At 63.5% G+C, this 7,908-nt stretch carries 10 protein-coding genes and 1 pseudogene; 5 read left to right on the top strand and 6 right to left on the bottom strand.

From position 1 onward, the window contains the following. The 3 genes from WBV42_RS08680 to WBV42_RS08670 all read left to right on the top strand — a co-directional run. On the top strand, positions 1 to 187 hold a 187-nt coding region (locus WBV42_RS08680), incomplete at its 5' end, for a DUF7471 family protein (protein ID WP_423985676.1). Beyond that, positions 180 to 692 (top strand): winged helix-turn-helix transcriptional regulator, encoded by a 513-nt coding sequence (locus WBV42_RS08675; RefSeq protein ID WP_423985675.1) that lies wholly within the window; start codon positions 180 to 182, stop codon positions 690 to 692. The genes WBV42_RS08680 and WBV42_RS08675, both read left to right, overlap by 8 nt. Positions 693 to 1,639: 947 nt before the next feature. Further along, positions 1,640 to 1,921 carry a hypothetical protein gene (locus tag WBV42_RS08670; protein WP_423985674.1) on the top strand — a complete coding sequence of 94 codons (282 nt, stop codon included), beginning with the start codon at positions 1,640 to 1,642 and terminating at the stop codon, positions 1,919 to 1,921. Here WBV42_RS08670 and WBV42_RS08665 read toward each other — a convergent pair. From WBV42_RS08665 to ubaA, 4 genes are all read right to left on the bottom strand, one after another. Continuing rightward, on the bottom strand, positions 1,896 to 3,059 hold the full coding sequence (locus tag WBV42_RS08665) for a VIT1/CCC1 transporter family protein (protein ID WP_423985673.1): 1,164 nt from the start codon (positions 3,057 to 3,059) through the stop codon (positions 1,896 to 1,898). The genes WBV42_RS08670 and WBV42_RS08665 overlap by 26 nt on opposite strands. 75 nt (positions 3,060 to 3,134) lie before the next feature. After that, a complete protein-coding gene (locus WBV42_RS08660) occupies positions 3,135 to 3,311 on the bottom strand; it encodes a hypothetical protein (RefSeq protein ID WP_423985672.1) in 177 nt (58 codons plus the stop codon). 67 nt (positions 3,312 to 3,378) lie between these two features. After that, positions 3,379 to 3,948 (bottom strand): DoxX family protein, encoded by a 570-nt coding sequence (locus WBV42_RS08655; protein ID WP_423985671.1) that lies wholly within the window; start codon positions 3,946 to 3,948, stop codon positions 3,379 to 3,381. Between the two features lie 108 nt (positions 3,949 to 4,056). Continuing rightward, positions 4,057 to 4,875, bottom strand: coding sequence for an SAMP-activating enzyme E1 (gene ubaA, locus WBV42_RS08650; RefSeq protein WP_423985670.1), 819 nt, complete (start codon positions 4,873 to 4,875; stop codon positions 4,057 to 4,059). A 168-nt stretch (positions 4,876 to 5,043) separates the two neighbouring features. Here ubaA and WBV42_RS08645 point away from each other — a divergent pair, with 168 nt between their 5' ends. Further along, on the top strand, positions 5,044 to 5,856 hold the full coding sequence (locus WBV42_RS08645) for a CPBP family intramembrane glutamic endopeptidase (RefSeq protein ID WP_423985669.1): 813 nt from the start codon (positions 5,044 to 5,046) through the stop codon (positions 5,854 to 5,856). A gap of 151 nt (positions 5,857 to 6,007) precedes the next feature. Next, positions 6,008 to 7,024, top strand: a complete 1,017-nt coding sequence (locus WBV42_RS08640) for an NADP-dependent oxidoreductase (RefSeq protein WP_423985668.1) — start codon at positions 6,008 to 6,010, stop codon at positions 7,022 to 7,024. Between the two features lie 26 nt (positions 7,025 to 7,050). On the opposite strand, the gene WBV42_RS08635 is transcribed toward WBV42_RS08640, so the two are convergent. Together WBV42_RS08635 and WBV42_RS08630 are read right to left on the bottom strand one after the other, a co-directional pair. Next, positions 7,051 to 7,443: a hypothetical protein gene (locus WBV42_RS08635; protein ID WP_423985667.1), complete on the bottom strand. Its 393-nt coding sequence runs from the start codon at positions 7,441 to 7,443 to the stop codon at positions 7,051 to 7,053. A gap of 45 nt (positions 7,444 to 7,488) precedes the next feature. Continuing rightward, positions 7,489 to 7,908, bottom strand: a pseudogene (locus tag WBV42_RS08630) (hypothetical protein); the annotation flags it as partial.

The raw sequence follows: 7,908 nt of genomic DNA, 5'->3' as shown, positions 1-7,908 counted from the left end.
GCTGATCGCGCTCGCGTTCGCGGCCCTCGCTGGCCGCGAACTCGTCGGTGGGCTGACGATGGCGAACTACCTCACCGCGAACGCTCATCACCTGTTCGAACACGGATTGGACATCGTGATGATGCTCCTGCTCATCGGAGCGGTGTACTACGCCAGAACTGTGGAAAAAAGGAAATACGATGACTGAAACACGAACGCGGATACGCCGATGCGTCGAATCCCGTCCGGGAATTCACTTCAACGACCTCGTCCGGAAGTCGGACATCGCCCCCGGACAGGTCCAGTACCACCTTCGGGGGTTGCTGACCGACGACAGACTCGTCAGCGAACAGCTCTACGGGAAGACCCACTATTACGAACCGGAGTACGACGAGTGGGAGCGAGCGGCGCTCGCACTGCTCCGCCGGGAAACGGCCCGTGACGTGCTCGTCACGTTGTTGGAGCGGGGTACTGCCCGTCCCGCGACGCTCGCCGACGACCTCGGAATCGCGCGCAGCACGCTCGAATGGCACGTGTCCCACCTCGAAGAACAGGACCTCGTCGAAAAGCGCCACGACGTCCGAAATCGCGTGACGCTCGCGCCGACGCGACCGGAGGAGACGGCCCGCCTGTTGACGGCCGTCACGCCGTCGGTTCCCGAACGGATGGTGGACCGGTTCACCCGACTCGTGGACAGTTTGCTCGTTGAGTAGGTTTTTCCTTCCGGTCGTCGTATCCGCCATGGTATGCGATACTGGCGCGATATCGCCGTCGTCGGCGGTGCGGTCGGCGGCCTCGCAGCCGCCACCGCCTTCCGACGCCTCGGCCACGACGTGACCCTCTTCGAGCGCCAGCGTTACGACGAAAAGCGGGTCAACTGCGGCGAGGCGATGACCGCGGCGTCGAAAATCCCGCTGGAGAAGACGGCCGAAAACGGCTTTCTGCATCGCGTTCCCTCGTTCGAGGTCACGGTTCGTAGCGGAACTGAAACCGTCGGTGGCGGTCGGTTTTCCGCCCGTGATGCCTACATTACCGACCGAAATACGGTCGAGCGTAGGTGGGCGGAGTGGGTGGTAGACCACGGCGTCGAACTGAGAGCGAACCACGGCGTCAGCAAGGCGGAGTTCCGCGAGTTGGCGGACGAGTACTACCTGGTGGTGGACGCCACGGGTCAGCCCTCGCTCGCGAGCAAAGCCGACGGCACGACCGACGAGTATACGGGTCGGATGGTCGCGCTCAACGCCGACGTGACGGGCGATTTCTCGGCCGTGTATCCCCGTTCGTGCATCGTCTTCGAGGGATACCTCGGCTACGGATGGCTGTTTCCGAAGACCGAAACGCGGGCCAACGTCGGCGTCGGGTGGCACGAACGCGACGTGCCGGACGACTACTTCGCGGCGCTTCACGACGCCTGTGACCGGAACGGCTGGCCGAAACCCACGAGGGAGGAAACGAACGTCGCGATCATCCCGCGCGGGCCGAGTCTCGACCCGGAACGGATTCACCCTCGAGCGAACGTGGTCCGCGTCGGTGACGCCGCCGGAATCGCGAACCGCTTCCCGGAAAGGGAATCTCGCAGGCGATCCACTCGGCAACCCTGCTCGCGGAGTGTGTCGCCGAAGGGGAACTGGCCGAGTATCCCGACCGACTCCACCGCGGGATGCGGGCCGAATACCTGCTCGCGTCGCTCGCCACGACCGTGCTGGCGGCGGGACGACCCGACCTACTGGCCGACCTGCTCTCGGCCGCGTCGGGTATCGACATCGAGGACATCGACCGACACCCGTCGCGGGCGCTGGCCCGCCTGCTCTCGCATCCGTCGCTGGCGGCTCGTTTGCTGTCGATTCCCGCCGCACGGCGGTCGGTGTGGCGAGCGCTCCGCGACGAGTGGAAGTACGACGACGCGTTTCGTCCGATTACCCCGCGATCGTCACCCCGATGAGCCGCCCCACGCCGAAGGTCAGAAGGGCCGCCGCGAGTCCGATGAGCACCTGTCGCCCGCCGGAGTACCAGATGCTTCGGCCGGTCAGGAGCGTGATTCCTGCCCCGATGGCGAACAGCGCAACCGCGCTGGCGAGCAGGCTGGTTCCCACCGCCGTGAGTCCGGTGAAGAGGGCGAACGGTGCGACCGGAACGATCGCACCGAGCGCGAACAGAACGAACGACGACCCCGCGGCCTCCCACGCGGACCCGCCGAGTCCTTCCGGGTCGATGCCGAGTTCCTCCCGTGCGAGCGTGTCGAGCGCCGTCTCGCGGTCGGCGATGATCTGTGCGGCGAGTTCGTCCGCCTGTTCCTTCGACAACCCTTTCGCTCGATAGATCAGCGCGAGTTCGGCTTCCTCCTCCTCCGGTACTTCCGCGAGTTCGTCGGCCTCGACCGAAATCTGGCGCTGGTACAGCTCACGCGAACTCGTCACCGAGAGCCACTCGCCCATCGCCATCGATCCGGAACCCGCCAGTAGCCCCGCGAGTCCCGTGATGAGGATCGAGTTCGCCGACAGCGCCGCTCCGGCGACGCCCATCACCAGACTCAAGTTCGAGACGAGTCCGTCGTTCGCACCGAGCACGGCGGCGCGCAGTGCGTTCCCGCTGGTCGCCCGGTGCCTGCCTTCGAGTCGCGCCAGCGTTCCACCCTCCACGCCACCCGACGTGTCCAGGTTCGCGAGGAGACGGGCGTGTGAGCGTTCGTCCTCCGCGAGCGACGGATCCGCGTCGGGTTGCAAGTGGTACTCCACGCCCCCGCCGGTTTCGCTCCCGCGAACCGCCGGGAGGACGACGTTCGCGCCGAACCGACGCGCCAACCACGAGAGGGTCCGTGCGCGACGACTCGGTGCGGGCAGACCGACGGGCTTGCCTGCCTCGTCCAGCTTCGCCGCCCAGAAATCCGCGTGCTCTCCCTCCGTCTTCGCCAAATTCTCGTACAGTTCGGCGAGTTCGGGGTTCGATTCCCCCTCGGCCATTGCCCGGTACAGCGCCGCGCCGTCCACCTCGTCCTGCCAGTTGGCTCGCCAACGTTCGATGTCGTCCAGGTCCACGTTGTTCGGGTCCGCGTCGTCCGAGTCTTCGTCCCCTGATTCCATAGTTGTTGTATCATCGCCATTCGGGAAAACAGTGCCGTGAAAATCGGGAAGGCGAGAACCGACAGGTGCGGAAAATCAGCCTTCGAGGACTTCCCGCTCCGAGAGCGTCGAAAGGGAGTTTCGGATATCGAGCAGGACGCTCAGAATACGAAGCAAGACGGCGGCTACGATTAGGAGGTTGCCGCTCACGACAACTGCCGCGAGAATTCCTACGAAGAGGGCCACTTCGTACGGAGATATGCTGTGTTCCATGCGCCACTCTTATGTCGTCTAAGTTATATTTATTTCGTGTACGAAATCTGAGTCCAAGAAAAATAGCTTAGCCGAGGATGTACTGGAGGGCAGGGTACTTTTCGACCAGCGGTTCTCCGTCCACTTCGTAGCGTTCGATGCGCGCATCCAGTCCGAGGATGTGGCCCGCGCCGAACGCCGCGACGGCGAGGAACACGAGCATGTACGCGAAGTCGCCGTTGATGATTCCGTGTTCGACGGTCCAGTTGCCGAAGTAGAACATCAGCATCATGAACGCGCCGAAGAACGCCGCGAGGCGGACGAACGCGCCGATGATGAGGGCGAGACCGATGAACAGTTCACCCCACGGCACCGCGACGTTCACGATGTCCACGAACCACGGCGTGGTGCCCATCCAGTGGAACATGCCGAGCATGGGACTGGCCTTCGGAACCCCGTTCGTCAGATACCCTGCCGCGCTGAACGATTCCGCCGCCGTGAGTTTCGCCCAGCCAGCGGCGAGGAACGCGTACCCCACCATGAGACGGAGCGCCAACACGAACCAGGCACTCAGGCTGTGTGCCTGCCCGCGAACGGTCAGGCCGCCGATCTTGCTCTCGAACGTGTTTACTCCGGTGTTGAATTGCTTAGTTGCCATTGTAGTTACCTTCGAATGTAGAGACTACCGCAGAGGAGATAAACTCATATTGCGGTTCTCATGGCATTAGAACGTGCTTGACGGTGTTTAGCACTCAAGAAGATGATGTCAGTTCTCTCGCATTTCACACGACGATTCGGTGTACTCGACCTCGTCGATGGAGTCGATTGGGTCGTCGCCGCAGACCGGGCAATCCGGGTTTCGTCGGAACTCGACCTCCTCGAAACTCATGTCCATCGCGTCGTAAAACAGCATCCGGCCGTCGAGGAGTTCGCCGATACCCGTGATGGCTTTCACCGTCTCGGTCGCCTGAATACAGCCGACCGTTCCGGGGAGGACGCCGAGGACGCCCGTCGTCGCACAGTCGGCGACCGCGTCTTCCGGGGGGGCTTCCGGGAAGAGACAACGATAACACGGCCCGTCAGTCGTGAACGTCGTCACCTGTCCCTCGAACTTGTAAATCGCGCCGTGGGAGAACGGGGTATCCGTGAGGGTGCACACGTCGTTGACGAGGTAGCGCGTCCGAAAGTTGTCGCTGGCGTCCACGACGAAGTCGTACTCCGCGACGAGCGCGGGGGCGTTGTCGGGGTCGACGCGAACCTCGTGCGTTTCGACGGCGATGTCGGGGTTCAGACCGCGCACGAAGTCGGCCGCGCTCTCGACTTTCGGACGACCGACGTCGTCGTCCCCGTGGATCACCTGTCGCTGGAGGTTGCTCCGTTCCACGGCGTCGTCGTCCGCGATGCCGATGGTGCCGACACCGGCCGCCGCGAGATATTCGATGGCCGGTGCGCCGAGACCCCCAGCACCGATCACCAGAACCCGTGCGTCGAGGAGCGCCTGTTGCCCCTCCGACCCAACCTCGTCCATGATGATGTGCCGGGAGTAGCGGTCGAGTTGTGTCGCGTCAAGCGAGAGGCCGCTCATGGTTCGACGTAGTCGCATCGAGCTATAAATCCGTGGTTCGACGGAGTCACGAACCCGCATCGGGCATCCCTTTTCGCCCACGAATGACTGATATTCGATATCTCAGCCTACCGAGTCTGTCCGTCGTCACTCGAATCTTTTTTGCCACTCGGGTGCGCGGCGGCCGGTATGCAAACCCCCTCGACAGCGAAACGGGCGCGGCAGAGTTCGTTCGTCAAAGGGGTCGTGACGATGTTCGTACTCGGACTGCCCGGCGTCGTCGTCGTCGGCGTGTCGTTGCTCGGGTCACTGCGTTCCCTCCCACAGTTCGCGGGAGCATCGACCCCCGCCCTGTTCCTCCTCATCGTCACCCAGCCCCTCCTGCTGCTCGCACTCGCCTGCCTCGTCGGGACGGCTCTCGCACCGCGCACGAGGCTCAAATCGCACGTTCTCTACCGAATCGTCGGGAGAACTCAACCGCCGGTTCTGTTCGGCGAGGAACTCCCCGCCGCTGTCGGCGTCGGTGTCGGTGTCGCCGTCGTCGCTATCGCCCTCGACGGGCTGTTCACGGTCCTCGTACCCGGTCTCTCGCCCCTCGTCGTGAGACCGATGAGTGACCCGACCGTCTTCTCGGTCCTGGAAACCGTTTCTAACCGGTTCCTCTACGGCGGGATCACGGAGGAACTGTTCCTCCGGTATGGGTTCATGACGCTCGTCGTGTGGGGGTGCTGGAAGCTCGCAGGCGGAAAACGGCCATCGTCCCGCGTCATGTGGACGGCGATCGGCATTACGGCGCTGGTGTTCGGTCTGGGCCATCTCCTCGCAATGGTCGCGTTCTCGTCGGTGGCCCCCGCCCTTCTCGTGCAGATCGTTCTCGTTAACGCGGTCATCGGCGTCGGCTTGGGGTGGCTCTACTGGGGCGAGAGCCTCGAATCGGCGATGGTCGGCCACATCTCGTTCGGCGTCGTCGTTATGATCGTCTCGCTCCTCCTCTCCCTGTAAAACCGTCGTTTCACACCTCCGTACGTTCGATCATCCGTGTTTAGTCACCCGTATGAAACGCCGAGCCGTATTTGGTTTGAGCATTACCCGCATACCGGCAAGGGCGGCTTCCGCCACAGGCCCCTTATCCATGTATCTTGTATTCTCCTGTATGGCGACGAATCGAAAATTCTTGCTGTCGCAGCGACCGACGGGAATGCCCGACGACGACACGTTCGAACTGGTCGAAGAGGACGTACCGGAACCCGGCCCCGGCGAGGCGCTCGTCCGGACGCTGTATCTCTCCGTGGACCCCTACATGCGTGGCCGGATGGACGCCGGGGAGTCCTACGCCGAACCGTGGGACGTCGGCGAGCCACTGGAGGGCGGCGTCGTCGGCGAAGTCGTCGAATCCAACGGCACGGAATTCGAGGCGGGCGACATCGTCACCGGCAACCTCGAATGGGCCGACTACGTCACCGCCCTCGGGCCGGAACTCCAGCAGGTCAATCCCGACCTCGCACCCATCTCCACTTCGCTCGGCGTCCTCGGCATGCCCGGTCTGACGGGTTACTTCGGGACCCGAGAAGTGCTCCAACCCAGAGCGGGCGATACGGTCGTCGTGACCGGTGCGGCCGGAGCGGTCGGTTCCGTCGTCGGCCAAATCTCCAAACTCACCGGCGCGAAGGTCGTCGGTTTCGCCGGGTCCGACGAGAAGGTCTCCTTCCTCGAAGACGACCTCGGCTTCGACGTGGGAATCAACTACAAGGACGTGGACGACTACGGCGAAGCGCTGGACGAGGCCGCTCCAGAAGGTGTGGATCGCTACTTCGACAACGTCGGCGGCGAGATCACGGATTCCGTCTTCGCCCGACTCAACGTCGATGCACGCGTTGCCGTCTGCGGCCAGATCGCGTTGTACAACGCCACCTCCATGCCGACCGGCCCGCGCAAACTCGGCAAACTCATCGAGACGCGTGCGACCGTCGAGGGCCTCCTCGTCGGCGACTTCGCGCCGCGCTTTGCGGAGGGCGCGAAACAACTCGGGCAGTGGATCTCCGAAGGTAAGATCGAGTACCGCGAGACGGTCACCGAAGGCTTGGAGAACGCCCCCGACGCCTTCCTCGGCCTCTTCGAGGGCGAGAACATCGGCAAGCAGTTGGTGAAGGTCGGCGAGCGAGAGGAATAAGGGACGGTCACGCCGTTTTCGACGGTCTATTTTCCCCGGTCCCACAGCGACCGTCCGGGCGTGTGCTGTGTCCACGTTTCGTCGTGGAACAGTCCCGGTTTGCGCCAGTTGAAACGGACGTTCTGGAGGACGTCGAAGGGGTACGAGAACGAACCGAGGTGGATTCGTGACCGGGTGGCGACGGTGAACGACTTCCGGGCGTCGTCGGTCCTCGGCTCGAAGCTATGCGTTACCGACCCCCTTTTCGGTCGCTCTGTCTCGCTGATGGTGAGCGAATCGGTTTCCTCTGTGTCCGGTACCGTCGATTCGAGTTCCTCGTCGAATTCGGACACGACCTTGACTCGGTCGGCGTGGTAGCCCGCTTCGATGTTGTGTCCTGCGACTTCCCTTCCCGACTCGATGGTCGCCACGGTGTCCACGACGGCGTGCGTCGGCGAGCCATCGAGAACGGCGGTAGCACGATTCTACCGGTCGAACGCGCCGACCTGAGTTCGTCCTCTGATCCGTGTCCTTCCCAACTCGGTTGCCGAATCGGCGTGTGAAATGCCGTTTACCGAAACGTCGGAATCAGGGGGATGGCCGGTCAGTATCTCGTTGACCGCCCACGGTACATCGTCGGGGAGTTCGATGTTCATGAACCGTTGGGTGTCGAGTCTCCCGTCCGCGGGAACGATGGCCGAGATGAGTTCGCCACTTCCCCACCCGTCACCGGGGATTCCGTACCGCTTTCCCGTCGCTGTGCAGGTCCGCTGTGACTGCAACGGAGCGCCGTCTCCGACGAAGGCGACTGGCGTTCCGATAGCCAGTGCTCGTGCAGCATCGTCTTCGCTCGCTTCTTTCGCCGGGAAGAGGGCGATGTCGGCATCGGCCGGGTCGTCCTGCTC

The organism is Haladaptatus sp. (genome assembly GCF_049589095.1).
In the GTDB taxonomy this organism is placed as follows: domain Archaea; phylum Halobacteriota; class Halobacteria; order Halobacteriales; family Haladaptataceae; genus Haladaptatus.
This window is presented reverse-complemented; position numbering and strand designations above follow the sequence as displayed.

What these genes read in the sequence shown, in the direction of transcription:
- WBV42_RS08675 (WP_423985675.1), top strand. Translation starts at nt 180, where the DNA reads ATGACTGAAACACGAACGCGGATACGCCGATGCGTCGAATCCCGTCCG.
- WBV42_RS08670 (WP_423985674.1), top strand. Translation starts at nt 1,640, where the DNA reads ATGCGGGCCGAATACCTGCTCGCGTCGCTCGCCACGACCGTGCTGGCG.
- WBV42_RS08665 (WP_423985673.1), bottom strand. Translation starts at nt 3,059, where the DNA reads ATGGAATCAGGGGACGAAGACTCGGACGACGCGGACCCGAACAACGTG.
- WBV42_RS08660 (WP_423985672.1), bottom strand. Translation starts at nt 3,311, where the DNA reads ATGGAACACAGCATATCTCCGTACGAAGTGGCCCTCTTCGTAGGAATT.
- WBV42_RS08655 (WP_423985671.1), bottom strand. Translation starts at nt 3,948, where the DNA reads ATGGCAACTAAGCAATTCAACACCGGAGTAAACACGTTCGAGAGCAAG.
- ubaA (WP_423985670.1), bottom strand. Translation starts at nt 4,875, where the DNA reads ATGAGCGGCCTCTCGCTTGACGCGACACAACTCGACCGCTACTCCCGG.
- WBV42_RS08645 (WP_423985669.1), top strand. Translation starts at nt 5,044, where the DNA reads ATGCAAACCCCCTCGACAGCGAAACGGGCGCGGCAGAGTTCGTTCGTC.
- WBV42_RS08640 (WP_423985668.1), top strand. Translation starts at nt 6,008, where the DNA reads ATGGCGACGAATCGAAAATTCTTGCTGTCGCAGCGACCGACGGGAATG.